This is a genomic window from Pseudomonas sp. RA_35y_Pfl2_P32, assembly GCF_963970735.1.
Taxonomy (GTDB): domain Bacteria; phylum Pseudomonadota; class Gammaproteobacteria; order Pseudomonadales; family Pseudomonadaceae; genus Aquipseudomonas.
This window is the reverse complement of sequence record NZ_CAXAQF010000010.1, coordinates 119410-143708: the sequence shown is the minus strand read 5'-3', so window position 1 is coordinate 143708 and position 24299 is coordinate 119410. Positions and strand designations below refer to the sequence as shown.

The window sequence follows — 24299 nt, the reverse complement described above, 5'->3', positions numbered from 1 at the left end:
CTCTAGAGGTGCATGGCAAGGTGAAGGCCTATGACTGGCCTCCTACCGAAATTTCAGACGCCAAGGTTATCGCTAACCGGGCCTTGAGCGCACCAACCGCAATCAAAGGCCTGGCCTATTTTTTCCTGGCGCTGCAGCGGGTCCAGGACCCAGGCTCGGGATTGCCAGGGGGGCTGGTGGCGCAGGTGCTGGGTATGACCGCAGGACAGCTCGGCCACCCAGTGCCCATCCTCGTCCTGATGGAAGCCGGTGATGATCGAAGCTTTCGAAGCGGGCCGTTGGTCAGGGTTCCGTTCGCTTTCGGGCGTTTGCTTCGCTAAACTTGTCCATTCTTTATTCTTCTGCAAAAGGTCTCGCCCCATGCTGATCGCCGCCAATAAGGCTGTCTCCATCGACTATACCCTGACCAACGACGCTGGTGAGGTCATCGACAGCTCCGCCGGCGGCGCGCCGCTGGTCTACCTGCAAGGCGCAGGTAACATCATTCCAGGTCTGGAAAAAGCCCTGGAAGGTAAAGCTGTCGGCGACGAACTGACCGTAGCTGTTGAACCTGAAGACGCTTACGGCGAGTACGCCGCCGAGCTGGTCAGCACCCTGAGCCGCAGCATGTTCGAAGGCGTCGACGAACTGGAAGTGGGCATGCAGTTCCACGCTTCCGCGCCAGACGGCCAAATGCAGATCGTCACCATCCGTGACCTGGACGGCGACGACGTGACTGTCGACGGCAACCACCCGTTGGCCGGCCAGCGTCTGAACTTCCAGGTGAAGATCATCGACATCCGTGACGCCAGCCAGGAAGAAATCGCTCATGGTCACGTCCATGGCGAAGGTGGTCATCACCACTGATTTCTGCGCTAAGCTCAGGTATCTGGAGAGGCGCCTTGGGGCGCCTTTTTAGTCGGCGCCGGTTAACGGGCGCCAGGTGATAGCGCGGTTGAAGGGCGTTTCGAGAAAAACACGGGATATCTGGAGTTCATCATGAGTGCTTTTCACGACCTTACTTTAAAAACGTTGGACGACCTGGACTTACCGCTGGCGCCCTTCAAAGGGCGTGTCGTACTGGTGGTCAACGTGGCCTCCAAGTGTGGTTTGACCCCACAGTACGCCGCTCTGGAAAACCTTTATCAGCAGTACAAGGCCCGAGGCTTCAGCGTGCTGGGCTTGCCTTGCAACCAGTTCGCCGGCCAGGAGCCGGGCACGGCAGACGAGATCAAGGATTTCTGCAGCCACACCTACGGCGTGAGCTTTCCGCTGTCCAGCAAGCTGGACGTCAACGGCCATGAGCGCCATCAGTTGTACCGTCTGCTGGCGGGCGAGGGGGCGGAGTTTCCTGGCGACATCACCTGGAACTTCGAAAAATTCCTGCTGGGCAAGGACGGACGTGTGCTCGCGCGTTTCTCGCCGCGCACGGCGCCGGATGATCCGGCGGTCGTCCAGGCCATTGAAAAAGCCTTGAGCTAAAAAGAAAGATCAAAAGATCGCAGCCTTCGCCAGCGCCCACATTGGAATGTGAACACCTGTGGGAGCTGGCGAAGGCTGCGATCTTTTCTTTTGATTTCTAATCCTTAATCACTCAGATCAATAGTGCTGTTCAAGCCTGGGTACGCTCCATATTATCCCCGTCATAAACCTCGCGTCCCTGTGGAGTGCCGCATGCCTGTACAAGCCCTGTTCAAGCCGTTTTACCTGGGTACCCTGGAGTTGCCGACCCGTGTGGTCATGGCCCCCATGACCCGTTCGTTCTCCCCGGGTGGCGTGCCGAACTCGAAAGTCATCGAGTATTACCGCCGTCGCGCGGCGGCGGGTGTGGGCCTGATCATCACCGAAGGCACCACCGTCGGTCACAAGGCGGCCAATGGTTACCCGAATGTTCCGCAGTTCTATGGTGAAGCGGCCTTGGCCGGCTGGAAAAAGGTCGTGGATGCCGTGCATGCCGAAGGCGGCAAGATCGTTCCGCAACTGTGGCACGTCGGCAGCGTGCGGCGCATCGGTACCGAGCCAGACGCCAGTGTGCCGGGCTATGGCCCATCGGAAAAGCTCAAGGACGGCCAGGTCGTGGTGCACGGCATGACCGAGCAGGATATCCAGGAGGTGATCGCTGCCTTCGCCCAGGCCGCCAAGGATGCACAGAGCATCGGCATGGACGGCGTGGAAATCCACGGCGCCCACGGCTACCTGCTGGACCAGTTCTTCTGGGAGACCAGCAACCAGCGTACCGATCAATACGGCGGTGACCTGGCCAACCGCTCGCGCTTTGCCATCGAATTGATCCAGGCGGTGCGGGCAGCGGTCGGCGAAGGGTTCCCGATCATCTTCCGTTTCTCCCAGTGGAAGCAGCAGGACTACACCGCGCGTCTGGTGCAGACACCTGAAGCGCTGGGGGCATTCCTCAAGCCGTTGTCTGACGCGGGTGTGGATATTTTCCACTGCTCGACACGACGTTTCTGGGAGCCGGAGTTTGACGGTTCCGACCTCAACCTGGCCGGCTGGACTCGCGTGTTGACCGGCAAGCCGACCATCACCGTGGGCAGCGTTGGCCTGGATGGCGAGTTTCTGCAGTTCATGGTCAACACCGACAAAGTGGCCCAGCCGGCCAGCCTGGAAAACCTGCTGGAGCGCCTGAACAACGATGAGTTCGATCTGGTAGCGGTGGGGCGTGCACTGCTGGTCGACCCGGACTGGGCGCAGAAAGTCCGGGATGGAAGAGAAGGCGAGATCCTGCCGTTCAGTCGCGAAGCGTTGATGACGCTGGTTTAAGCGACACCGCCTCCATCTCTGGCGCGGGGACCTGACAGGCCCCGCGCAGTTGGTCTTCAAACTGCTCGATGATCGCCGGCCAGCCCTGGCGACTCGCGTGCTGGCGCGCATTCAGGCGCACGCAGCGCAAGGTTTCATCCTCCTCCAGCAACCACGCCGCCGCCTCGCAGAACGCCTCTTCATCGCCCGGCATCGCCAGTACGCCGTTGTAGCCATGGCGAATATGCTGCGCCGCCGCGGCCTGGTCATACGCCACCACGCCCAGTCCAGAGGCCAGCGCCTCCAGCACCACATTGCCGAAGGTTTCGGTCAGGCTCGGAAACAGAAACACATCACCGCACGCATAGTGCGCCGCCAAGGCCTCACCGCGCTGTGAGCCACAGAAGATCGCCTGCGGCAGATCCTTTTCCAGTGCCGCGCGCTGTGGCCCATCGCCGACCACGATCAATTTCAGTTTGCGCTGTGGATAAGTAGCGCACAGCTTTTCCAAACAGCGTTTGAGCAGGCCAAGGTTTTTCTCGGGGGCGAGCCGACCGACGTGCATCACCGCAATGTCACCCTCAGCCAGGCCCCAGTGTTCACGCAAGGTGCTCACTCGTTTGGCGGGGTGAAACAACTGGCTGTCGACTCCCCGGGACAACAGCGCCAGGCGCTCGAAATGCCGCCGCTCCAGTTCCAGTCGCTGGCTGACGCTCGGCACCAGCGTCAGTGTCGAACGGTTGTGAAACCAGCGCAGGTAATGCGTCAGCATCCGGGTCAGCAAACCGAGACCGTATTGATGGGTGTACTGCTGGAAATTGGTGTGAAAACCGCTCACCACCGAGATTCCCAGGCGCCGTGCCGCGCGCAGGGCCGACAGGCCCAGCGGGCCTTCGGTGGCGATGTACAGCACGTCCGGGCGTTGGCGTTTCCAGCGCCTGAGCAGTTTGTGCATCGACGACTGACCCCATTGCAGCCCCGGATAGCCCGGCAGCGGCCAGCCGCGACAGAGCAGCAGGGCATCGTCGCTGGCCTGGGCCTGATCAGCATCCTGGCGCGGGCGCACCAGTTCGACCTGATGCCCACGGGCGCGCAGGCCATCACACAAGCGGCCCAGGGTATTGGCCACGCCGTTGATTTCCGGAGGGAAGGTTTCGGTGATCAGGGTGATACGCAGCGCTGTCGTCATGACCCCAGTGTCGGCTGGGGTCATGTCGTCATTGTGTCAGGAGAATGATGAATTGATGACCGGCTCAGCCCTGGCGAGTGACCAGGTTTTCCGCGCCGCGTTCACGCACCCAGAACAGGGTCGCACCCGCCACGGCGGCCGGCATCATCAGGATGTTTACCACGGGGATCAGCAGCACCAGATAGACGATCCCGCCAAAACTCATGCTCTGCCAGCGCTTCTCGCGCAGCCAGGCGAGCATCTCGTTCCAGCCCAGCTTGTGGTTGTCCGCCGGGTAGTCGATGTACTGGATCGCCATCATCCACACCCCGAAGATCAACCACAGCGGCGCGGCGATCAGGTTGACCACCGGAATCAACGACAGGATGAACAGCGCCAACGCCCGGGGCAGGAAGTACCCCAGCTTGCGCATTTCCCGGGCCAGGGTCCGAGGGACCATGGCGGTCAGTTCGCCCCAACTGAAGGCCGGGAAGTCATCGGTGCCACGAACCACCACTTCGACTTTCTCGGCAAGGAAGCCGTTGAAGGGCGCTGCGATCACGTTGGCCAGCAGGGTGAAGGTAAAAAACACCATCAGCGCCACCAACACCACGAACATTGGCCACAGCACATAACTGAGGAAGCTCAGCCAGTCGGGCAGTGATGGCATCAGGGTGTCGACCCACAGGCTGAACTGGTGGCCGGCCAGGTAGATCAAGCCGACGAACAGCACCAGGTTGATGGCCAGCGGCAGCAACACGAACAAACGCAGGCCGGGACTCAAGACCAGCTTCAGGCCTTCGCGCAGGTATTGCGGGCCGGACAGAACGGGGGCGGGCATAAGGTGCTCCGAGCAAGGGGGAAAACGCGCCGACCTTACCGGCTTTGCCCCACAGGTGAAAGCGTGGCAAGCGGATCGACATTAACTGTAACAAAGGCGCCGTTAAATCGGCCGCTTGGAGATAGAGACCGCCTATGAGCTGGATTGTTAAACGGTATTTCCTTAATCTTCGCCTCCTCGATACGCTGCACCCATTATTTTTCAGGGCTGTCCCGCGATGCACTTCCCCAAGTGCTGGCACGGTCCTTTTTTATTCCAGCCGGCAATCCGGCATCCGCGCCAGGTCATACCGGCCGGTCGATAGGAGTGAGTCATGTCTGATGTACGTCATTCGCGAGTGATTATTCTCGGTTCCGGCCCTGCCGGTTACAGCGCCGCAGTCTATGCCGCCCGTGCCAACCTCAAGCCGTTGCTGATCACCGGCATGCAGGCTGGCGGTCAACTGACCACCACCACCGAAGTCGACAACTGGCCGGGCGACGTCCATGGCCTGACCGGCCCGGTGCTGATGGAGCGGATGAAAGAGCACGCCGAGCGTTTCGAGACCGAAATCGTGTTCGACCACATCAATGCCGTCGACTTTGCCGCCAAGCCTTACACCCTGACGGGCGACAGCGGCACTTACACCTGTGACGCACTGATCATCGCCACCGGTGCCAGCGCGCGTTACCTGGGTCTGCCCTCGGAAGAAGCGTTCATGGGCAAGGGCGTTTCGGCCTGCGCCACGTGCGATGGTTTCTTCTATCGCAACAAGCCGGTCGCTGTGGTCGGTGGTGGTAACACCGCCGTGGAAGAAGCCCTGTACCTGGCCAACATCGCCAGCACCGTGACCCTGGTGCACCGTCGCGATACCTTCCGCGCCGAGAAGATCCTGATCGACAAGCTGAACGCCCGTGTGGCCGAAGGCAAGATCATCCTCAAGCTGAACTCGAACCTGGACGAAGTGCTGGGCGACAACATGGGTGTGACCGGCGCGCGCCTGAAGAACAACGACGGCAGCTTCGACGAGTTGAAAGTCGACGGTGTGTTCATCGCCATCGGCCACACTCCGAACACCTCGCTGTTCGAAGGCCAGTTGACCCTCAAGGATGGTTACCTGGTCGTGCAGGGCGGTCGTGACGGCAACGCCACTGCCACCAGCATCGAAGGCATCTTTGCCGCCGGCGACGTGGCTGACCACGTCTACCGCCAGGCCATCACCTCTGCCGGCGCCGGCTGCATGGCCGCACTGGACGCAGAGCGTTACCTGGACAACCTGAAGAACGCTTGATTCTTTGGGCATGAAAAAACCGGCTTCGGCCGGTTTTTTTGTCGCTGAAAAAGCGCCAGCTGGGCAATCAGCGCCGAGTCAGCGGCTGTGCCGAGAGCTTGACCCCCGCCAACCCATGAACCATCAGCGCCCGGATATTGCCGTGGTCACTGCCCTCTGGGGTGGCCAGCACGGCACGGTAGTGCTCACCGAATGCCAGCAGGGTTTCTTCATCGTTCAAGCCTTCCAGCACAGCCAGGCCCAGGGTCTTGCACGAACCTTCGTTCTGTCCGGCGGCGTTTTCCACGCCGCCGTTAATGAAGGCCTGCGGCTGATAGTCGTAGTTCGCGCCGATGAAGACCAGGGTCTCGGCAAACGCGTGTTCGCCGCTCTTGAGGCTGGCGCGCAGGGTGTTCAGGTCAGTCATGGGTCTTTCCTTTGGCGAACGCCGCTTGTTGCTCGGCGCTGGCTTCTTGCTGGTATTGGGCTTTCCACTCGGCGTACGGCATGCCGTAGACCACTTCGCGGGCGTCATCGAGGCTGACGTCGATCTGGCGTTCGTCGGCTGCGGCCTTGTACCACTTGGACAGGCAGTTACGGCAAAAGCCCGAGAGGTTCATCAGGTCGATGTTCTGCACGTCCTTGCGGCTGTCCAGGTGGGCAACCAGCCGGCGAAAGGCGGCGGCTTCGAGTTTCAGGCGTTGTTGTTCGGTCATGGCGGTCTCTGCGAGACAGCTTCAAGCGGCAAGCTTCAAGCTGCAAGTTGGATGGCGGTGGCTGCAAGTTTAGCGCTTGCCGCTCGCCGCTTGAAGCTAGCGGCTCGCTGCAAGCGTAATCGACACCGACTCGGCGAAACGCAGGGCGTGGGGTTTGTCGACTTCGACTTCGGCGTACAGCACGCTCTGGTTGGCCATCACCAGGTCCAGCAATTCCTGGGTCATGCGTTCGAGCAGGGCAAAACGATTGCCCTCCACGTGAGCGATGATCGCCTTGGTAATGGTGCGGTAGTTGAGCGCGTGATCGATGTCGTTATCGCGCACCGCTTCCTGTGCGGCGTACAGGATCGTCAGGTTGATCAGCACGTCCTGCTTGTTGAGGATTTCGTCTTCATTGATGCCGATGAAGGTCCGCAGGCACAGGTCCTTGACCCGGATGCGGGCCATTCCTGGTTGAAGTTGTGGCATTGCTACTTGCTCCGTCCAATCAATTGCAGGAACTCCTGGCGAGTGTTGCTCGAGTCGCGGAAGGCACCGAGCATCACCGAGGTGTTCATGGTCGAATTCTGTTTTTCCACGCCGCGCATCATCATGCACATGTGCCGGGCCTCGATCACCACCGCAACGCCGGCGGCCCCCGTCACGCGCTGCACGGCGTCGGCAATCTGCCGGGTGAGGTTCTCCTGGATCTGCAGGCGCCGGGCAAACATGTCGACGATCCTGGCGATCTTCGACAGGCCCAGCACCTTGCCGGTAGGAATATAAGCCACATGGGCCTTGCCGATGAAGGGCAGCAGGTGATGTTCGCAGAGTGAGTACAGCTCGATGTTGTCGACGATCACCATTTCATCGTTGTCCGAGGCAAACAAGGCACCGTTGACGATCTCCTCGACGCTTTGCCCGTAACCATGACACAGATACTGCATGGCCTTGGCGGCACGGGCCGGCGTATCGAGCAGGCCTTCGCGGTCGGGGTCTTCGCCCAGGCCTATGAGGATCTCGCGGTAATGTTGGGACAATGGCATGGAACATCCTCGCGGGGGGCGGCCTACTTGACGTGCCGCCCGCCGTTGACGGTCAGGGTCGTGCCGGTGACATAGGGGTTGTCCAGCAAATAGCGCAGGCTCTGGTAGACCACTTCGCTGCCGGGTTCGATGCCCAGCGCCGACTTGGCCAGCGCCTTGGCCCGGTACGCCGCGTCGTCGTCGGGGTTGAACAGTAACAGGGCAGGGGCAATGCCGTTGACCTTGATGTGTGGCGCGTACTTGGCAGCGAACGACAGGGTCAGGCTATCGAGCCCGGCTTTGCTGGCGCAGTAGGCGATGTGCTGGCTGCTGCCCTTGTGCGTGACATCGTCGCTGATGTGCACGATATCGGCGGGGCTCGAGCGCCGCAGCATCTCGGCACACTGCAGGTTGATCAGATAAGGTGCAAGCATGTGCACGTTGATCATCTGGCTGAAGGCCTCGGCTTCGCCACCGGGAGTTTCCGCAGTCCACGCCGAGGCGTTGTGCACGATGGCCCGCAGTTGTTGGGTGTGCCCCTTGAGTTGGGCGATGAAGGCAAGGATCCCGGCCTGCGTGGAAAAGTCGGCAAATAGCGCGGTGGCCCCCAGGTCGCGCAGGGTTTGCACCCCCGGGCGTTCGCTGCGGTAGCTGATGATCACCAGCTGCCCGGCCTCCAGCAACCGAAGCGCGCAATGCAGGCCGACGCGCTGGCTGGCGCCGGTGATGAGGATTGGGGCGGGGGAAGAGGTCATGAAGGGCTCGCATCGCGGGTATGGCAAAACTATACCAGCGACTGGACGAGCCATGCCCCTTTTAGCGGTTCTGCGCGGCCGTCTCGGCCGGCAACGACGGCGCGGGCGTACTGCTCAGCCAGCCGGCCAGCAGGCGGGTCGACAGCGGGATAAAGAAGTAGACCATCAAGGGGGTCAGGGCCAGGGTGCTGATGAACACCCGGGGCAGCATGGCCAGGTCGCCCAGCAGTGGGCCGAGGACAAAATTGAACAGCAGCGAGACCGGAAAGAATGCCAGCCAGATGGCGACGGCCTGTTTCCAGCGCGGGGGACGTTGGCCGGCGGCGCCGAACCAGCCATCGATGCCGCGGACCCGATGCTCCGAAGGGTGGGCAAACAGCTCGCTGCCACGCCCTAGCCAGGCCGTGCGCGAGGCGGAGTGCTCCCAGGCGTGCAGGGTCGGTTCGTCGGCGAAACGGAAAATGATCTGGAACTCGTCATCACCGGGCGGCGGGGCAAGTACGCCAGAGCCCAGGTAACCGGGAAAATCAGTGGCCAGTTGTTCGCCTTCGCGTAACCAGGCGATCAGCTCTTGATAGCGCCCGCTGGCAACGCGGCGCGCCACCATCAGGGTGACGGGTGAGGTAGACATTATGTATCTCCATAAAGCGGGGGCGCGATTCCGGGTAGGAGGCGCGCCGAACACAGCCCGGGGTGGAGGGCTGGGTTGTAACAAGCAAGGATTATTCCTGATTTTACGAAATACGCCAGCGACCTTCGTCGATCAGGCCCTACTTGAACATCGCCCATGGTTGCGCGATAAGATAGGATCCAATTGGATGTGGATGTCTACAAGCCGATGCCTGTCATCACTGAGTCTCCCGAGCCGTTGGTGGCTGTTGATGCTAACAGTCAGGAGCAAATGTTCCCCATTCGTGAAGTGGCACGCCTGACCGGCGTGAATCCGGTGACCTTGCGCGCCTGGGAGCGACGCTACGGTTTGATCCAGCCAACGCGCACTGAAAGCGGGCATCGATTGTATTCCCTGACCGATATCGAGCAGATCCGCAGCATTCTGAGCTGGATCGCTCGGGGGGTGGCGGTCAGCAAGATCGGCAGGCTTCTGGCTAGGAGCCAGGCCGCGCAGGCGTTGTCGAGCATTGTTCCGGACCAGTTGGTCCAAGCTGATTATGCCCAGTGGCAGGCCCAGATTCGCACGGCATTGAGCAATTATGATGATCTGGAACTGGCGCGGATCTACGGCCAGGTGTTCTCCACTTATTCATTGAATGTGGTGTTCCAGGACATTTTTATGCCGCTGTGGTCGCAGGCGCTGCAACAAAAGGGGCTCTTCGGGCAAACCAGTGAATGGGTCATGCTCGACGCCTTCCTGCGCTCACGGGTGCTGCAACGACTGATTATGTTGCGCGGCTCTCAGCCGGTTCGGGTTGCGGTGGCGGCAATCGAAGGGCATTGCCATGAGCTGGAGTTGCTACTGGCGGCATTGTTCCTGAGCGGTGGCGCGGTGGGCGTCCGGGTGCTGGCGCTGGGCAAGCCTTTCGAGGAACTGTCCCTGGTCTGTGAAAAAGTCCGGCCCGAGGCGCTGGTGCTGGTTTCCAGTCGGGCACCGGCCAGCGACTTTGCCCGGCGTCTGAATCGGCTTGCAATGAGTCTGCAGTGCCGTCTGTTGTTGTGCGGCGATGCGTCGGAGCTGGCGCAGGACAGCCTGGCCGGTTCGTCTATCGGCTGCCTGGGCAATGAAGGTAGCCTGATGCGCCAGCGCTTGCAGCATTTTCTTGGAGGAACGCTGGATACCTGAAATTCAGACGTGCATGGCGGGGTGGGTCAGGCGATGTTGCTGAAGGATGTACTGGCGCAGGCGCTCGGTTTCGACCGTGTTGCTTTGGTTGAGCTGGTAGGCGTAATAACCCAGCTCGGTCTGCCGCTCGAAAGTGCCGCGCAAAGCGATGCGCTCGTAGCCTGAAGGGCTGAACCACAGCGCGAAACTCTTCGGTGGTTTGGTCCGGTTGCGCACCTCGAGCAGGATGCCCTTGAACGACACTTCGTGGACCCACAGGGTGCCCGGCTGGCCTTTGGCGTTTTCCAGGGCGACCGGTTCTTCCAGGGGCAGGCGCCAAGGGCGCACCTTCGGCCCGCTTTCATAAATGCTTGGTACGCCCAGGCGCAGGTGCAGCGCATGGAACTCATCTTCCACCAGGTGCAGCGGGAAGGTCATCTGCTGGTTTTCGAACTGGGCCTGGATGGTCACCTGTTCGTTGGCCGCCAGGCGTGTCAGCAGGTCACGGATTTGCGAGCCCCCATTAACCAGCAGGCTCGACGTCGCATCACGCACGTTGAGCTGCGGGTTATGTTGCATGGTCTGGATAAAATCCAGCTCATCCTGGGTGAGGAGGGCATCGTGCTGCATGGCTGGCTCGAAAGATATAGTTACAAAGTCAGTGGTGATTGTAGTTAGTGACCGTTAATTCGCTTGCAGGTTCGGACCGTTGGTCGTTTTCATTGCCTGCAACTCAGCCTGAGTGGCTGCCAATTGCGCCTCCAGTTGCGCCACGCGCTGCAAAGCCTTGACCTGAACGGTGACATCTTTTTGCACGCCGACAAAATAAGTCTGCTTGTCTGTTTCGTTGTAGACCGTTGAAAGTGACAGTTCATTCCAGAATGGAGTGCCGTCCTTGCGATAGTTTCGCAGGATCTCACGGCAAGATCCTCCGTTTTGAATTGCTTCGCGGATCGGTGCCAAGCCGGCTTGGTCGCGATCGCCAGACTGAAGAAAACGACAGTCCTGATAGAGAATCTCGTCAGCGTAGTAGCCGGTGAGCTTTTCGAAGGCTGGGTTCACGTAAATCAGAATGGTGTCTTCGCCTTCCTTTTCTGCAATCACGATGCCGTCATTTGAAGCGTTGATCACCAGTTGCAGCAATTGCGCATTGATCATCGAGGCGAGTCCCTTCTGTGTTGTGTAATGCGTTGCATTCTAAGACACGCTTGCCGGCTGTCCACGTGCCATCAGCGTCAATGAGCGTCAATCGCGGTTTTTTTCCGTCAGCTGTTAAGATCTCGATCTTTGACTCAGTTGCAGGATCAGATTGATGAAAGTCGCCATCATTTCCGGCTCGGTGTACGGCACGGCAGAAGAAGTTGCCCGGCATGCATCGAAACTTCTCGACGCGGCGGGTTTCCAGACCTGGCATAACCCACGCGCCACCCTCGCCGATATTCAAGCGTTTGCTCCCGAGGCCTTTCTGGCCGTGACCTCGACCACTGGCATGGGTGAATTGCCGGACAACCTGCAACCGCTTTATTCGACGATTCGTGATCAGTTGCCAGGCGCCTGGCGTGGTTTGCCCGGGGCGGTGATCGGCCTGGGCGATGCCAGCTACGGCGATACCTTCTGCGGTGGCGGTGAACAGTTACGTGAGTTGTTCGACGAACTGGGCGTACACGAAGTCCTGCCGATGTTGCGCCTGGACGCCAGTGAGAGCGTAACCCCGGAAACTGATGCTGAGCCCTGGCTGGCGCAGTTGATCACGGCTCTGCGCGGCTGACCGGAAACTCGCGCAACAACGCGAGCCAGGCCTGGGCGGCTTTCGACAGATAGGCGCCCTGACGCCAGATAAACGCAATGTCCCAGCGCAGTTCACGGGGCGCCTGCAACCTCAGGCGCACCACACCCGGTCGGACCAGCCCGCGGGCGACCACCCGCGGTAACAGCACCACGCCTTGTCCCGCGGCCACCAGGGCCACGAGAAAATCCGCCTGCCCGCTACGCCCACCCTCCCTGGGGGTAAAGCCCACTTGCTGGCACGCTTGCAGCAGGCGTTCATTGAGCACAAAGCTGCGTTGATACAGCAGGAACGGGGTGTCCGCTAACTCTTCCAGGCGCAGGCTGGTCTTGCCGGCCAATGGATGGTCCGCCGCCAGCAACGCATCCAGGGGTTCATCACAGAACGGCTGCCAGGCGAACTGCGGGTCCTGGGGCAGCAAGCTGCCGCCCAGTTCCAGTTCTCCGCTGAGCACGGCCTGCTCGATGTTCAGGCTGCCACCTTCCAGCAATTGCACACTGATGTTTGGATACCGCCGCCGGTACTCGGCGAACAAACCGGCGAACAGCGCATCGCTGCCCAGCAGCGGCAGACCCAGGCGTAATTCGCCACGGTGCAGGTCACTCAGGTCGTCGAGTTCGCTGAGCAGTTCATTGCGCAAGCGCAACATGCCCTCGGCGCGTTGCAGCACCACCGTGCCGGCCGCCGTCAGGCGTACCTGGGAACCCAGTCGCTCCAGCAGCCGCGTGCCCAGGCTGTGCTCCAGCTGGGCCACCTGTTTGCTGACCGCCGATTGGCTGATATGCAAGGTCTTGGCGGCCTGGGTGAAGCCACCCTGATGAATCACCTCGACGAAACTGCGCAGTTGCTTGAATTCCATCATCTGATTCCGTTTTGGAATAGTGTTGAGTCTAACAATTCGCTTCGGCGATGACAGCCTGCTCTCTAGAATGGCCCTCTGTGAGGAGCCAACCGATGAACGTTGCAACCGTTAAAAAGCTCGCCCGCCTGCTCGCTGAACTCGCGGTGTTGTCGGCTATCTACCTGCTCGGATGCCAGTTGGCCGTCTGGCTGGCCTGGCCGATTCCGGGCGGGGTGATGGGCCTGGCGCTGTTGCTGCTGGTGTTTGCCCTGGGTTGGGTCAAGCCGGCGGCGCTGCAGAGGGGCGCAGGACTGCTGATGGCCGAGATGCTGCTGTTCTTCATTCCGGCCTTGATGAGCCTGCTGGACTACGGCGGCCTGCTGCGCGATGAAGGTTGGCGGATCCTCGTGGTGATCGCGGTCAGCACCTTGCTGGTCATGCTGGTGACGGCATTCACGGTCGAATGGGTCTGCCGCTGGAGGCTGGCTCATGAGAAGTGAGTGGATGCCACTGTTCTGGCTGGTCTTTACTCTGGCCGCTTATGTATTGAGTCGCTGGCTGTACCGACGCAGCGGGCGCTACCTGGTGTCACCGTTGATCCTGGTGCCCGTGCTCTTGCTGCTGGTGGCGGTGCCGCTGCACACGGCCTACAGCGAGTATGCACAAAACACCCATTGGCTGATGGCGTGGCTGGGGCCGGTCACCGTCGCGTTCGCGGTGCCGATCTGGCAGCAGCGCCAGTTGCTGGCGCGGCATTGGTCGGCGTTGCTGGTGGGGATGTTGGCCGGTAGCGCCGCGTCCATCGGCAGTTCGTTGGGCCTGGCCCGGGCCCTGGCGCTGGACAGTTCGGTGACCCTGTCGCTGCTGCCGCGCTCGATCACCACGCCATTCGCCATGCCGCTGGCCCACGACCTGGGAGGCGTGCCGGAGCTGACGGCAGTGTTCGTCATGTTCACCGGGGTGCTTGGTGCCGTGCTCGGCGGGATCCTGCTCAAGTGGTTACCCCTGCGCAGCGCCTTGGCCCGCGGCGCGTTGTTCGGGGTCGGGGCCCATGGCGCGGGTGTCAGTCGAGCCCACGAAGTGGGGGGTGAAGAAGGCTCGGTGGCCGGATTGGTGATGGTCCTGACGGGGCTGTTGAACCTGTTCGCGGCGCCGTTGCTGACGCACATCCTGTGACCCACTGCACAGTGGAGCACGCTGCAAAGCCAACTGACTCGATGGGTCAGTAAGCTGGCTGCCAATGCAACTACCCGAATCCCGACAGCTGACTAGACTGCTTTGACACCCACAAAATAATAAAAAACCGAGGTCCTTGCCGTGAGCGTAGCCCCCGTCCAGTCAAGCCAGAGCGTGAAAGACCAGGTCAGCGCCACCGAGTGGCAAGCCCGAGTGGACCTGGCGGCCTGCTATCGCCTGGTGGCCGCCCATGGCTGGGATGATCTGATCTTCACGCATATCTCGGCCAAGGTCCCCGGCACCGAAGATTTCCTGATCAATCCGTTCGGCATGATGTTTCACGAAATCACCGCCTCGAGCCTGGTCAAGGTCGACCAGGCCGGCAACAAGCTGATGGACAGCCCCTACGAGATCAACCCCGCCGGCTACACCATCCACAGCGCCGTACACGAAGTGCGTCATGACGTAGTCTGTGTCCTGCATACCCATACCGCAGCAGGCGTGGCGGTGTCGGCGCAAAAACAAGGGGTGCTGCCGATCAGCCAGCAATCCTTGTTTGTCCTTTCCAGCCTGGGTTATCACGCCTACGAAGGGGTGGCGCTCAATCACGAGGAAAAGGCGCGACTGCAGGCCGACCTCGGTGACAAGCATTTCCTGATGCTGCACAACCATGGGCTGCTGACGTGTGGCAGCACCATCGCCGATACGTTCTTGATGATGTTTACCTTCCAGCGGGCCTGCGACATCCAGGTGCTGGCACAGAACGGTGGTGCCGAACTGATCACCATCGCGCCGCAGATCCTCGCGGGGGCCAAGGCGATGATTGCCGGCGTGACCAAAAGTGCTCAAGGAATGGGAGGCGCACTGGCCTGGCCGGCGCTGTTACGCAAACTCGATAAACAAGACCCGGGTTATAAACTCTAATGCCACTCGCCGAGATTCCACTGTGTGTCTGGCGCAAACGCAGCCAGAGCTTTGTATTCCGGGGCCAGACCATTCGTTATTGGGTGGCCGGGCAGGGTGAGCCCTTACTGCTTATCCACGGTTTTCCTACCGCCAGTTGGGATTGGCACTACCTGTGGCAGCCCCTGGCCCAGCGTTATCGGGTGATCGCCTGCGACATGCTGGGCTTCGGCGATTCGGCCAAACCCGTGGGCCATGAGTACTGCCTGCTGGAACAGGCCGACTTGCAACAGGCGTTGCTGGCACACTTGGGCATCGATCAGCCGGTGCACCTGCTGGCCCATGACTATGGCGACAGCGTCGCCCAGGAGTTGCTGGCCCGGCACCTTGAGGCACGCAGCAACATCGCCAGCTGTGTGTTCCTCAATGGCGGGCTGTTTCCCGAGACGCACCGCCCGGTACTGATGCAGAAGCTGCTGCTCAGCCCCCTGGGCTGGATGATCGGTCGCGCCTTCACCCGCGATGCCCTGGTCAAGAGCTTCCGGCAGATCTTTGGCCCGCAGACCCGGCCCAGCGAAAGCGAGCTGGACGATTTCTGGAGCCTGATCGACAACAACCGGGGGACGCGGATCATGCACAAGCTGATCCAGTACGTGCCCCAACGCCGTGTGCAGCGCGATCGCTGGCTCAGTGCCATGCAATCGGGCGCCGTGCCGTTGCGTGTGATCGATGGTGATGTCGACCCGGTTTCCGGCCTGCATATGGTCGAACGGTACCGGCAATTGATCCCGGATGCCGACACCGTGCTCTTGCCCGGCATCGGCCATTACCCACAAATTGAAGCCCCGATGCAGGTGCTCAAGCACTACCTGGCGTTTCGGGAACAGCAGGATTCCCCGGCCTTGAAAATCGCCTGCTCCTGAGGTGAGCGTCGAACCACCTGACCTCGTGGCCCGATGACTGCCTGCCGCGCAATCATCCCCCTGCCTTATCGCGCACCATTCAGCCCCAGCCCAGTTGATTGTGAGCCCAGGCCCTGTGCCTGACACTCGGCTCCACTGTCCTTGGCCTGCTGGAGTTGGGTAATGAATGAGTCTGTGCGCTTCGAAGATAAAGTCGTGATCGTCACCGGTGCGGGCGGCGGCCTGGGACGGGCCCATGCACTGTTGTTCGCCAGGCAGGGTGCCCGGGTGGTGGTCAATGACCTGGGGGGGGCCGCGCAGGGCGAGGGCGCCAACGCCTCAGCTGCCGACCGCGTGGTGGCAGAGATTCGTGAGGCCGGCGGCACTGCCGTGGCTAACCATGACTCGGTGACCGACGGTGAAAAAATCGTCCAACACGCCCTCGACGCCTTTGGTCGGGTCGACGTGGTGGTCAACAACGCCGGAATCCTGCGGGACAAGACCTTCCACAAAATGGACGACAGCGATTGGGACCTGGTTTACCGGGTCCATGTCGAAGGCGCCTACAAGGTCACCCGCGCCGCCTGGCCGCACATGCGCGAGCAAAACTATGGTCGGGTGATCTTTACTGCGTCCACCTCGGGTATCTACGGCAACTTCGGTCAGTCCAACTATGGGATGGCCAAACTTGGCCTTTATGGCCTGACCCGGACCCTGGCCATCGAAGGGCGCAAGAACAACATCCTGGTCAACGCCATCGCCCCCACCGGCGGCACCCGCATGACCGAAGGCCTGATCCCGCCACAAGTGTTCGAGCAACTGAAACCGGAACTGGTCAGCCCGCTGGTGGTGTACCTGGCCAGTGAAAACTGCGAGGAAACCTCGGGGCTGTTTGAAGTCGGCGGCGGCTGGATGGGCAAGGTTCGCTGGGAGCGCAGCCTCGGCGCCGGCTTTGATCCACGCCAGGGTTTCTCCCCGGAAGACGTGGCGGCCCATTGGCAACAGATCTGCGACTTCGAAGGCGCGGCGCACCCGAAAGACAACATTGAGGCGCTGAAGGAAATGATGGGCAATTTGCAGAAGTATTCGTTGTAAGCGGGCAAGAATCGAGCGCAAGGCTGGCGGCTTGCGCTCGGACTGAAAGGATTACTCAAGGCACGTATTTACGCACCAGTGCCGCCAGATTCGCTGCGGTCTGCACATCCATCACGCCGTCATACTTCTCGGCACGAAAGTGCAACTGAAACGCTCGCACCAGTTGCTGGAATCCCGACTCGTTGGTGGCTTGCGAAGTGTTGTAACCGTACTTCTTGAACTGTTCCAGCAACGTCGCGCGGTTCGGAACTCCCGAATCCTTGTATTGGCGCAGTAAGGCGTCGCGCTGTGGCTCATCGAACCAGGCGCCCACACCTTTCAAATACAACGCATGCCAGGGGAATGCCGCGCCGGGGTCGCTTTTGCGGCCGATGGAAATGTCGGAGTGGCCCAGGACGTGACGCGGGGTGATATCCGGGTAGCGCTTGAGAATGTCTTTTGCCAGTTGCTCGATGGCGGCTATTTGTTGGGGGTGATACGGCGGGAAGGTGAACTTGCCCTGGTCGTCGGTGGCCTGGTTGACCACCTCGATACCGATGGAAGTGTCGTTGAGGTTACTGCGGTCAGCCCACTGGCTGACACCCGCATGCCAGGCCCGATGGTTTTCATCGACCAGGCTGAAGATCTGCTGGTCGCTGAAACCGGCCTTGATATAGGTAGGGTCGCTGATGTCAGGAATGAGGTAATGGGCGCTGACACCGGGGCCGGTCAGTGCGCCAATCGAACTGGCAAAGTTGGCGGCGGTGTAATGCAGGATCAAGAAACGGATGCGGTTGTTGTAAGCCGTTGCTCGATAATTGTTGTTAATCGGAACCATGTTTTAACTACCCTGTTGTGTGAATCGGCGTTGATCTTCAATCGTCCATTCGCAGCAAGGTAGCAGTGTCTGTAGGGGGATTTTGTAGTGGTTTTCTTGTTGTTTTGTAGGTGATTTCAGCTATCTGCCAGGTAAAAAATTTCCCATAAAAAAGGCCGCTGCAACCGCAGCGGCCAAAGGAAGACGTTAGATCAAGGAGCTACCAATCAACGTCAGTGAACACAGGGTGATGAACTGAATGATGGACATTCGCAGCATCTGAAAAGATACCGCTCAAGTGGGCAACTCACACTCGGCCGGCGGGGCTTGGTGGCCTGTTGCCGTCGCAGCCCGATTAGAATAAGTCCCTCTTGGCAAAGGAAAAATAGCGTTTCGGGACATGCACTGTTACGCCATCGGCAACAGTCGCCCGGATCATCGGTTTGATTGATAGCCCCTCATCCAGCCGGCCCATGCCCGGCGCAAAACCTTGCCCCTTGCGGGCATTCATCCTTTGGAGCGACACCGCGAATACCTCCTTGGTGCGCTTATCGCCCCCGGCGGGCAGCAGTAGGGTGGGGCCTTCAAGTCATTCACCGGGGAAGACGCATGACAAAAACAACAATGCGCGCCATCTTCACGCCGCAGACGCTGGCCGTCGCGGTTGCCTTGGGCTGCTGTGCCCAGGCGCAGGCAATTGAATTCAACATGGGTGAAATCGAAGGCACGTTCGATTCGTCGCTGTCGGTTGGTGCGAGCTGGGGTATGCGCGATGCCGATGATGCGTTGGTGGGTACCGTCAACGGAGGCTCCGGGCAGTCCTCGACCGGTGACGATGGACGCTTGAACTTCAGCAAGGGCGAGACCTTTTCCAAGATCTTCAAAGGCATCCACGACCTGGAACTGAAGTATGGCGATACCGGGGTGTTTGTCCGCGGCAAATACTGGTACGACTTCGAGCTCAAGGACGAAAGCCGCCCGTTCAAGGACATCAGCGACACCAATCGCAAGGAAGGCGCCAAATCCTCCGGTGGGCAGATCCTCGATGCCTTCGTCTATCACAACTACTCCATCGCCGACCTGCCAGGCACCGTGCGCGCCGGCAAACAAGTGGTCAGTTGGGGGGAAAGTACCTTCATCGGCAACTCGATCAACAGCATCAACCCCGTCGACGTCTCGGCATTTCGGCGCCCGGGTGCCGAGATCAAGGAAGGCCTGATTCCGGTCAACATGTTGTTTGCCAGCCAAGGCCTGACCGACCAATTGACCGTGGAAGGTTTTTATCAACTGGAGTGGGACCAGACGGTTGTGGATAACTGTGGGACCTTCTTTGGCAACGATGTGGTGGCCGATGGCTGCGTGAACAACTACACGGTGGGCAGCCCGGCGATCGCTCCGCTGCAGCCGATCGCCGCAGCATTTGGCCAAGGCTTCGACGTGACTCGCGAAGGGGTGGTGGTGCCGCGGGGCGGTGACCGGGATGCCCGTGATTCCGGGCAGTGGGGCACCGCGTTGCGCTGGCTCGGCGACGACACCGAGTACGGCCTGTACTTCATGAACTACCACAGCCGCACCCCCACGGTCGGCACCGTCACGGCGGGCCTTTCGACCCTGTCGGCGCTGCCGGGCATCGTCGGCACCGCCAACGCCATTGCCCCCGGTACCGGTTCGGCCCTGGCGCAAAGCGTGATGCTCGGTCGCGGCCAGTACTACCTCGACTACCCGGAAGACATTCGCCTGTACGGCGCCAGTTTCTCCACCACCTTGCCCACCGGTACGGCCTGGACCGGGGAGATCAGCTATCGGCCCAACGCACCGGTCCAGGTCAGCACCAATGACCTGACCCTGGCCCTGCTCAACCCGATTGCCGGTGGCGCAGCGTCGCCGATCAGCACCACCCCGGGTGCCGACAACAAAGGCTATCGGCGCAAGGAAGTGACCCAGTTGCAAAGCACCCTGACCCACTTCTTTGACCAGGTGCTCGGCGCCCAGCGCCTGACCCTCGTCGGCGAAGCAGCGGTGGTGCGGGTCGGCGGCCTGGAGTCGCGCAGCACCTTGCGATATGGCCGGGACTCGGTCTACGGCCAGTATGGGTTTGGCGGCGATACCGACGGGTTTGTCACCTCCACCTCCTGGGGTTACCGCACACGGGCCATCCTCGACTACGCCAACGTGATCGGCGGGATCAACCTCAAGCCCAACCTGTCCTGGTCCCACGACGTTGCCGGTTATGGCCCCAACGGATTGTTCAACGAGGGCGCCAAGGCGGTCAGCGTCGGAGTCGATGCCGACTATCGCAACACCTACACCGCGAGCCTGAGCTACACCGACTTTTTCGGGGGCGACTACAACACCCTCGAAGACCGCGACTTCCTGGCCCTGAGCTTCGGCGTGAACTTCTGATCTGGCTGAAAAGGATGACCTTATGCGCAAGATGATTCTGCAATGCGGTGCCCTGGCCCTGAGCCTGCTGGCGGCCAACGTGATGGCGGCGGTGTCGCCGCAAGAAGCCAACAAACTCGGCACGACCTTGACCCCGCTGGGCGCGGAGAAGGCGGGCAACGCTGACGGCTCGATCCCGGCCTGGACCGGCGGGCTTCCCAAAAATGCCGGTGCGGTCGACAGCAAGGGCTTCCTGGCCGACCCGTTCGCCAGTGAAAAACCACTGTTCACCATCACCGCCGCCAACGTCGACAAGTACAAGGCCAAGCTTTCCGAGGGCCAGGTGGCAATGTTCAAACGCTACCCCGAGACCTACCGGATTCCGGTCTACCCGACCCACCGCACCGTGGCCGTGCCGCCGGAAATCTACGAATCGGCCAAGCGCAGCGCGCTGAACGTGAACAGCATCAACGATGGCAATGGCTTGGCCAACTTCACCGGCAATCGCTACTACGCCTTCCCGATTCCGAACAACGGGGTCGAGGTGTTGTGGAACCACATCACCCGCTACCACGGGGGCAACCTCAAGCGCATCATCACCCAGGTGACACCGCAGACCAACGGCGCCTACACGCCGATTCGCTTTGAAGAAGAAATCGCCGTACCGCAGTTGATGAAGGACCTGGACCCGGAAAAAGCCGCCAACGTGTTGACCTTCTTCAAGCAGTCGGTGACCGCGCCGGCGCGCCTGGCGGGCAACGTGCTGCTGGTCCATGAAACCCTCGACCAGGTCAAGGAACCGCGCCTGGCCTGGATCTACAACGCCGGCCAGCGCCGCGTGCGCCGCGCGCCGCAAGTGGCCTATGACGGGCCGGGCACGGCCGCTGATGGCCTGCGGACCTCGGACAACTTCGACATGTTCTCCGGCGCGCCGGATCGATATGACTGGAAACTGATCGGCAAGAAGGAAATGTACATCCCCTACAACAGCTACAAGCTTGATTCGCCGAGCCTGAAATACGACGACGTGATCAAGGCTGGGCACATCAACCAGGACCTGACGCGTTATGAACTGCACCGGGTCTGGGAAGTGGTCGGCACGGTCAAGCCCAACGAGCGGCACATCTACGCCAAGCGCCACATGTACATCGATGAAGACAGCTGGCAGGTGGCGCTGGTCGACCACTACGACGGGCGTGGACAACTGTGGCGCGTGGCCGAAGGTCATGCCCAGTACTACTACGATCACCAGACCCAGGCGTACACCCTGGAAGCGCTGTACGACATCATCGCCGGCCGCTACATCGCCCTGGGCATGAAGAACGAGGAGAAACACAGCTTCATCTTCGGCTTCGACGCCAAGGCGGCGGACTACACGCCGGCGGCATTGCGCGCCGAGGGGGTGCGTTAAGGCCACTGTGGTGCCGGCGACCCACGGGTTGATGCCAGTCATTCAAGCGAGCTACGCGCCCGGTGCGAGCTGTCGCCCTGACTGATCGGCGTTAACCCCCGGGTCGCTTTTTTTATGGCCGGCAATCAGCCTTCTGAATGTTTCTCAACAAGGCCGCGGGAGAGGGCTAGGGTGGACTCACAATTATAAAAAGGCCCGCTGCAATGACCGCCATGACGCACTGTCTGGATCGCCCGGGATTTGTGCCCCGCTTGTCTTCCCTGCACGTACGCCGCGAGCGTCTGACGCAGCCGTTGCTGACCTCGCCCGCCCGGGTGAGGTTGCTCTGCGCTCCGGCAGGCAGTGGCAAGAGTGCTTTGTTCGCCGAGTGCCTGCTGCAGGCCCCGGCTACCTGTGCGGTGCACTGGCTGGCGTTGAATGGGGTCGCCTCGAGTCCTGAGGCGTTTTCTCGTGCCGTGGCCCAGGCACTCGGGTTGGCGGTAGACAACGAAGCGCAGTTGCTGGCCTGCCTGGCTCGCTGGCAGACACCCACCTGGTTGTTTCTGGATGACTACTGTCGAGTGCCCGCCCCGCAGCTCGATGCCTTGCTCGATCGCTTGTTGACCCTCAGCAGTCCGGCCCTGACCTGGTGGTTGGGTGGGCGCAGGCGCCCGCACTGTAACTGGCCGCGCTTGTTACTCAATGACGATCTGTACGAGGGCGCCGGCCCTGAGCTGGCGTTCAGTCGTGGCGAAATCCAGCAACTGGTCGTCCAACTCCCCCATCCACTGTGTGCCAATGCCAGCGAGCGGATCTTCCAGCGCAGCGCAGGCTGGTGCGCCAGCGTGCGCGTGGCCTTGCAAGATGGCAACGGCCGCAGTGCCAGCGAGCTCAAGGAGGGGCGCTCGGCGATCATGCTCGATTACCTGCAGCATGAGCTGTTCAGCGGCTTGGCGCCGGAGCTGGCCGAAGCCTGGCGAGTGCTGGCCCATCTGCCGCGATTTAACCTGGGGTTGTGCGAGCATCTGTTCGGCGCGGGCGAGGGGGGGCGCTGGATGCGCAACCTGCAGGAGCTGGGGTGTTTCATCGAACCCTGGGAAGACTCGCCGGACTGGCTGCGGGTCTTTGCACCGGTGGCGCAACTGGTGCGCGATGAGGCCTGGGAAGCCGGTCGCTCATGGCATCGGCGTGCCTGCCAGTGGTTCGTCGCCGAGCAAGACTGGCAGGCGGCGTTCGAGCAGGCGTTGTTGGCCGATGAATATGAAATGGCCATCAGCCTGTTGCAGCACTTTGGCTTCGAGCACTTGTTCCAGCAGCACAACGTGGTGTTGCTGCTGCGTCTGTATGAGCAGCAAGGTGCCGACCTGCTGCTGTGCAGCGCGCAACTGGTCGGGTTGATCACCGCGGCCTTGTTGTTTGCCGGGCGCTTCGAAGAGGCCGGTCTGTGCATTGAACACATGGCCCGTTTTGCGCCGCAACCGAGCGCCGCCCAGCAGCGCGAACTGGTGGCGCGTTGGCAGGCGCAGCAGGGCTGGTTGCTGCACCTGCAGGGGCGAATGGCGCCGGCGCGCGGGCATTTTCTCGACGCCCTGGAAGAGCTTCCGAGCAGCGCCTGGCCCGCCCGCTTATTGTGTTTATCCGGCTTGACCCAACAGGCCTTGCTGCGTGGCGAACTGGATGTCGCGCAGGCACTCAATCGCGAGGCGCTGTGCCTGGCGCGAGCCCAGGGTGCGTTACTGTTCGAGGGCTTGCTGGAACTCGATCACGCCCAGTTGCTCGAGCAGCGGGGTGCCCCTCATCGCGCGGAAAGCCTGTTGAGCGGCATTCACCAGTTGCTGTGCCAGCACGCCAGGTTCGCTACCCCGTTGCTGGGGCGGATTGCCCTGCGGCGCGGTCGGTTGGCGTTCTGTCAGGGGCAGGATGCTCGGGCCAGCGAGTTTTTCGAATCCGGGCTTGAGGCCTGCTTGCGCAGTCACGACAAGCGCGTGCTGTATGGGTACCTGGGACTGGCGCAGGTGTCCGCCAATCAGGGGGATTTCGCCCAGGCGTTCATCCATTTGCGCGACGCCGAACGCATGATGCAGCGTCGGCACATTCCCGAGACGGTCTATCGTGGGGCATTGCTGCACGTCAGCAGTCACTTCTGGTTGCAGCAGGGGCGCCCGCAACTGGCTCACGAAGCCCTGACCCGGGTGCTGCGTCATTACCACGGGCCGCAGGCGCGACAGGCCCCGCCGGCGACCCTGGAACTGATTCCGCGCCTGGATTACCTGCGGGTGGTCGCCCAGGTTTATTTGCACCAGGCCTCGCGGCCGTTGGAGCAGCTCAATGCCCAACTGCTGCAGGCGCGCCAGTGCGGCATGCTGGGGCTGGAAACAGTGCTGCAACTGAGTGTGGCGCAAGTGGCGTGGCTGTTGGGCCAGCCCGTCGAAGCCAGGGTGGCGCTTGAAGCTGCCCTGGCGCTGGTCGAGCGGTGCAACCTGCACCAGGCGCTGGCAGAGTTGCAACGCAGCCTGCCGTCATTGTTTGTTGCGCCCCAGCCCCAGGCTACAACGCTTGCGCCGGCGCTGGCGTGCGTTCGCGACAATCCCCTGAGTCAGCGCGAAATCGAAGTGCTGAGCCTGATCGCTCAAGGCAACTCCAACCTGCAAATTGCCGAGCAGTTGTTCATTTCCCTGCACACGGTCAAGACCCACACCCGGCGGATCAACGGCAAGCTGGGGGTCGAGCGGCGCACCCAGGCCGTGGCGAAAGCCAAGGCGCTGGGGCTTTTTGCCTGAGC

Annotated in this window: 27 protein-coding genes; 14 read left to right on the top strand and 13 right to left on the bottom strand. The window is 61.2% G+C overall.

Features of this window, described 5'->3' with window-relative positions; genetic code table 11:
- Positions 1–53: 53 nt before the first annotated feature.
- Complete coding sequence (locus AACY45_RS12250; protein WP_339545714.1) at positions 54–392, bottom strand: DUF3565 domain-containing protein; 339 nt, start codon at positions 390–392, stop codon at positions 54–56.
- Here AACY45_RS12250 and AACY45_RS12245 point away from each other — a divergent pair.
- From AACY45_RS12245 to AACY45_RS12235, 3 genes are all read left to right on the top strand, one after another.
- Positions 361–846 (top strand): FKBP-type peptidyl-prolyl cis-trans isomerase, encoded by a 486-nt coding sequence (locus AACY45_RS12245; RefSeq protein WP_007901600.1) that lies wholly within the window; start codon positions 361–363, stop codon positions 844–846. The genes AACY45_RS12250 and AACY45_RS12245 overlap by 32 nt on opposite strands.
- Before the next feature lie 132 nt (positions 847–978).
- Positions 979–1461: a glutathione peroxidase gene (locus AACY45_RS12240; protein WP_339545713.1), complete on the top strand. Its 483-nt coding sequence runs from the start codon at positions 979–981 to the stop codon at positions 1459–1461.
- A gap of 192 nt (positions 1462–1653) precedes the next feature.
- Positions 1654–2757 (top strand): NADH:flavin oxidoreductase, encoded by a 1104-nt coding sequence (locus AACY45_RS12235; RefSeq protein ID WP_339545712.1) that lies wholly within the window; start codon positions 1654–1656, stop codon positions 2755–2757.
- On the opposite strand, the gene AACY45_RS12230 is transcribed toward AACY45_RS12235, so the two are convergent.
- Positions 2726–3949 (bottom strand): glycosyltransferase family 4 protein, encoded by a 1224-nt coding sequence (locus tag AACY45_RS12230; RefSeq protein WP_445261181.1) that lies wholly within the window; start codon positions 3947–3949, stop codon positions 2726–2728. The two genes, AACY45_RS12235 and AACY45_RS12230, sit on opposite strands and share 32 nt — an antisense overlap.
- 40 nt (positions 3950–3989) lie before the next feature.
- Positions 3990–4745 (bottom strand): sulfate transporter CysZ, encoded by a 756-nt coding sequence (cysZ, locus tag AACY45_RS12225; protein ID WP_339545710.1) that lies wholly within the window; start codon positions 4743–4745, stop codon positions 3990–3992.
- A 313-nt stretch (positions 4746–5058) separates the two neighbouring features.
- On the opposite strand from cysZ, the gene trxB reads away from it, so the two are divergent.
- Positions 5059–6015 (top strand): thioredoxin-disulfide reductase, encoded by a 957-nt coding sequence (gene trxB / locus AACY45_RS12220; protein WP_339545709.1) that lies wholly within the window; start codon positions 5059–5061, stop codon positions 6013–6015.
- A gap of 67 nt (positions 6016–6082) precedes the next feature.
- On the opposite strand, the gene AACY45_RS12215 is transcribed toward trxB, so the two are convergent.
- The 6 genes from AACY45_RS12215 to AACY45_RS12190 form a co-directional block, all read right to left on the bottom strand.
- Positions 6083–6421 (bottom strand): HopJ type III effector protein, encoded by a 339-nt coding sequence (locus tag AACY45_RS12215; protein ID WP_339545708.1) that lies wholly within the window; start codon positions 6419–6421, stop codon positions 6083–6085.
- Positions 6414–6710, bottom strand: coding sequence for a DUF1244 domain-containing protein (locus AACY45_RS12210; protein WP_339545707.1), 297 nt, complete (start codon positions 6708–6710; stop codon positions 6414–6416). Before AACY45_RS12210 ends, AACY45_RS12215 begins: the two co-directional genes overlap by 8 nt.
- 96 nt (positions 6711–6806) lie before the next feature.
- A complete protein-coding gene (gene folX, locus AACY45_RS12205) occupies positions 6807–7178 on the bottom strand; it encodes a dihydroneopterin triphosphate 2'-epimerase (protein WP_027618555.1) in 372 nt (123 codons plus the stop codon).
- Positions 7179–7180: 2 nt separating this feature from the next.
- Positions 7181–7735, bottom strand: coding sequence for a GTP cyclohydrolase I FolE (gene folE, locus AACY45_RS12200; protein ID WP_339545706.1), 555 nt, complete (start codon positions 7733–7735; stop codon positions 7181–7183).
- Positions 7736–7758: 23 nt separating this feature from the next.
- A complete protein-coding gene (gene folM / locus AACY45_RS12195; RefSeq protein ID WP_339545705.1) occupies positions 7759–8469 on the bottom strand; it encodes a dihydromonapterin reductase in 711 nt (236 codons plus the stop codon).
- A gap of 61 nt (positions 8470–8530) precedes the next feature.
- On the bottom strand, positions 8531–9100 hold the full coding sequence (locus AACY45_RS12190) for an antibiotic biosynthesis monooxygenase (RefSeq protein WP_339545704.1): 570 nt from the start codon (positions 9098–9100) through the stop codon (positions 8531–8533).
- Positions 9101–9307: 207 nt separating this feature from the next.
- On the opposite strand from AACY45_RS12190, the gene AACY45_RS12185 reads away from it, so the two are divergent.
- Complete coding sequence (locus tag AACY45_RS12185) at positions 9308–10267, top strand: MerR family transcriptional regulator (protein ID WP_339545703.1); 960 nt, start codon at positions 9308–9310, stop codon at positions 10265–10267.
- A gap of 3 nt (positions 10268–10270) precedes the next feature.
- On the opposite strand, the gene AACY45_RS12180 is transcribed toward AACY45_RS12185, so the two are convergent.
- Both AACY45_RS12180 and AACY45_RS12175 read right to left on the bottom strand, forming a co-directional pair.
- Positions 10271–10876 (bottom strand): hypothetical protein, encoded by a 606-nt coding sequence (locus tag AACY45_RS12180; protein WP_339545701.1) that lies wholly within the window; start codon positions 10874–10876, stop codon positions 10271–10273.
- Positions 10877–10930: 54 nt separating this feature from the next.
- Positions 10931–11404 (bottom strand): PAS domain-containing protein, encoded by a 474-nt coding sequence (locus tag AACY45_RS12175; protein ID WP_339545700.1) that lies wholly within the window; start codon positions 11402–11404, stop codon positions 10931–10933.
- 154 nt (positions 11405–11558) lie between these two features.
- Between AACY45_RS12175 and AACY45_RS12170 the strand changes: the two genes are divergently transcribed.
- On the top strand, positions 11559–12014 hold the full coding sequence (locus AACY45_RS12170) for a flavodoxin (protein WP_339545699.1): 456 nt from the start codon (positions 11559–11561) through the stop codon (positions 12012–12014).
- Here the strand turns inward: AACY45_RS12170 and AACY45_RS12165 are convergent.
- A complete protein-coding gene (locus AACY45_RS12165) occupies positions 11995–12891 on the bottom strand; it encodes a LysR family transcriptional regulator (RefSeq protein WP_339545698.1) in 897 nt (298 codons plus the stop codon). The genes AACY45_RS12170 and AACY45_RS12165 overlap by 20 nt on opposite strands.
- A gap of 95 nt (positions 12892–12986) precedes the next feature.
- Here AACY45_RS12165 and AACY45_RS12160 point away from each other — a divergent pair, with 95 nt between their 5' ends.
- The 5 genes from AACY45_RS12160 (at position 12987) to AACY45_RS12140 (ending at position 16949) form a co-directional block, all read left to right on the top strand.
- Positions 12987–13373: a CidA/LrgA family protein gene (locus AACY45_RS12160; protein WP_339545697.1), complete on the top strand. Its 387-nt coding sequence runs from the start codon at positions 12987–12989 to the stop codon at positions 13371–13373.
- Complete coding sequence (locus AACY45_RS12155; protein WP_339545696.1) at positions 13363–14049, top strand: LrgB family protein; 687 nt, start codon at positions 13363–13365, stop codon at positions 14047–14049. The genes AACY45_RS12160 and AACY45_RS12155 overlap by 11 nt, the downstream gene beginning before the upstream one ends.
- Before the next feature lie 141 nt (positions 14050–14190).
- Complete coding sequence (locus AACY45_RS12150) at positions 14191–14973, top strand: class II aldolase/adducin family protein (protein ID WP_339545695.1); 783 nt, start codon at positions 14191–14193, stop codon at positions 14971–14973.
- Positions 14973–15875 (top strand): alpha/beta fold hydrolase, encoded by a 903-nt coding sequence (locus AACY45_RS12145; protein ID WP_339545694.1) that lies wholly within the window; start codon positions 14973–14975, stop codon positions 15873–15875. Before AACY45_RS12150 ends, AACY45_RS12145 begins: the two co-directional genes overlap by 1 nt.
- A 162-nt stretch (positions 15876–16037) precedes the next feature.
- Positions 16038–16949 (top strand): SDR family oxidoreductase, encoded by a 912-nt coding sequence (locus tag AACY45_RS12140; RefSeq protein ID WP_339545693.1) that lies wholly within the window; start codon positions 16038–16040, stop codon positions 16947–16949.
- A 55-nt stretch (positions 16950–17004) separates the two neighbouring features.
- Here the strand turns inward: AACY45_RS12140 and AACY45_RS12135 are convergent, their stop codons facing one another.
- Entirely contained in the window at positions 17005–17766 is a 762-nt protein-coding gene (locus AACY45_RS12135) for an N-acetylmuramoyl-L-alanine amidase (RefSeq protein WP_339545692.1), read from the bottom strand.
- A gap of 588 nt (positions 17767–18354) precedes the next feature.
- Here AACY45_RS12135 and AACY45_RS12130 point away from each other — a divergent pair.
- From AACY45_RS12130 to AACY45_RS12120, 3 genes are all read left to right on the top strand, one after another.
- Positions 18355–20148 carry a DUF1302 domain-containing protein gene (locus AACY45_RS12130; protein ID WP_339545691.1) on the top strand — a complete coding sequence of 598 codons (1794 nt, stop codon included), beginning with the start codon at positions 18355–18357 and terminating at the stop codon, positions 20146–20148.
- 22 nt (positions 20149–20170) lie between these two features.
- Positions 20171–21538, top strand: a complete 1368-nt coding sequence (locus AACY45_RS12125; RefSeq protein ID WP_339545690.1) for a DUF1329 domain-containing protein — start codon at positions 20171–20173, stop codon at positions 21536–21538.
- Between the two features lie 203 nt (positions 21539–21741).
- Entirely contained in the window at positions 21742–24297 is a 2556-nt protein-coding gene (locus AACY45_RS12120; RefSeq protein WP_339545689.1) for a LuxR C-terminal-related transcriptional regulator, read from the top strand.
- The last annotated feature ends 2 nt before the right edge of the window (positions 24298–24299 follow it).

Coding starts and splice junctions, on each gene's coding strand:
- AACY45_RS12145 (WP_339545694.1), top strand. CDS start 14,973: ATGCCACTCGCCGAGATTCCACTGTGTGTCTGGCGCAAACGCAGCCAG.
- AACY45_RS12135 (WP_339545692.1), bottom strand. CDS start 17,766: ATGGTTCCGATTAACAACAATTATCGAGCAACGGCTTACAACAACCGC.
- folX (WP_027618555.1), bottom strand. CDS start 7,178: ATGCCACAACTTCAACCAGGAATGGCCCGCATCCGGGTCAAGGACCTG.
- AACY45_RS12130 (WP_339545691.1), top strand. CDS start 18,355: ATGACAAAAACAACAATGCGCGCCATCTTCACGCCGCAGACGCTGGCC.
- AACY45_RS12210 (WP_339545707.1), bottom strand. CDS start 6,710: ATGACCGAACAACAACGCCTGAAACTCGAAGCCGCCGCCTTTCGCCGG.
- folM (WP_339545705.1), bottom strand. CDS start 8,469: ATGACCTCTTCCCCCGCCCCAATCCTCATCACCGGCGCCAGCCAGCGC.
- AACY45_RS12230 (WP_445261181.1), bottom strand. CDS start 3,949: ATGACCCCAGCCGACACTGGGGTCATGACGACAGCGCTGCGTATCACC.
- AACY45_RS12165 (WP_339545698.1), bottom strand. CDS start 12,891: ATGGAATTCAAGCAACTGCGCAGTTTCGTCGAGGTGATTCATCAGGGT.
- AACY45_RS12140 (WP_339545693.1), top strand. CDS start 16,038: ATGAATGAGTCTGTGCGCTTCGAAGATAAAGTCGTGATCGTCACCGGT.
- AACY45_RS12160 (WP_339545697.1), top strand. CDS start 12,987: ATGAACGTTGCAACCGTTAAAAAGCTCGCCCGCCTGCTCGCTGAACTC.
- cysZ (WP_339545710.1), bottom strand. CDS start 4,745: ATGCCCGCCCCCGTTCTGTCCGGCCCGCAATACCTGCGCGAAGGCCTG.
- AACY45_RS12250 (WP_339545714.1), bottom strand. CDS start 392: ATGGAGACAGCCTTATTGGCGGCGATCAGCATGGGGCGAGACCTTTTG.
- AACY45_RS12125 (WP_339545690.1), top strand. CDS start 20,171: ATGCGCAAGATGATTCTGCAATGCGGTGCCCTGGCCCTGAGCCTGCTG.
- AACY45_RS12190 (WP_339545704.1), bottom strand. CDS start 9,100: ATGTCTACCTCACCCGTCACCCTGATGGTGGCGCGCCGCGTTGCCAGC.
- AACY45_RS12235 (WP_339545712.1), top strand. CDS start 1,654: ATGCCTGTACAAGCCCTGTTCAAGCCGTTTTACCTGGGTACCCTGGAG.
- folE (WP_339545706.1), bottom strand. CDS start 7,735: ATGCCATTGTCCCAACATTACCGCGAGATCCTCATAGGCCTGGGCGAA.
- AACY45_RS12185 (WP_339545703.1), top strand. CDS start 9,308: ATGCCTGTCATCACTGAGTCTCCCGAGCCGTTGGTGGCTGTTGATGCT.
- AACY45_RS12120 (WP_339545689.1), top strand. CDS start 21,742: ATGACCGCCATGACGCACTGTCTGGATCGCCCGGGATTTGTGCCCCGC.
- trxB (WP_339545709.1), top strand. CDS start 5,059: ATGTCTGATGTACGTCATTCGCGAGTGATTATTCTCGGTTCCGGCCCT.
- AACY45_RS12170 (WP_339545699.1), top strand. CDS start 11,559: ATGAAAGTCGCCATCATTTCCGGCTCGGTGTACGGCACGGCAGAAGAA.
- AACY45_RS12180 (WP_339545701.1), bottom strand. CDS start 10,876: ATGCAGCACGATGCCCTCCTCACCCAGGATGAGCTGGATTTTATCCAG.
- AACY45_RS12155 (WP_339545696.1), top strand. CDS start 13,363: ATGAGAAGTGAGTGGATGCCACTGTTCTGGCTGGTCTTTACTCTGGCC.
- AACY45_RS12175 (WP_339545700.1), bottom strand. CDS start 11,404: ATGATCAATGCGCAATTGCTGCAACTGGTGATCAACGCTTCAAATGAC.
- AACY45_RS12245 (WP_007901600.1), top strand. CDS start 361: ATGCTGATCGCCGCCAATAAGGCTGTCTCCATCGACTATACCCTGACC.
- AACY45_RS12215 (WP_339545708.1), bottom strand. CDS start 6,421: ATGACTGACCTGAACACCCTGCGCGCCAGCCTCAAGAGCGGCGAACAC.
- AACY45_RS12240 (WP_339545713.1), top strand. CDS start 979: ATGAGTGCTTTTCACGACCTTACTTTAAAAACGTTGGACGACCTGGAC.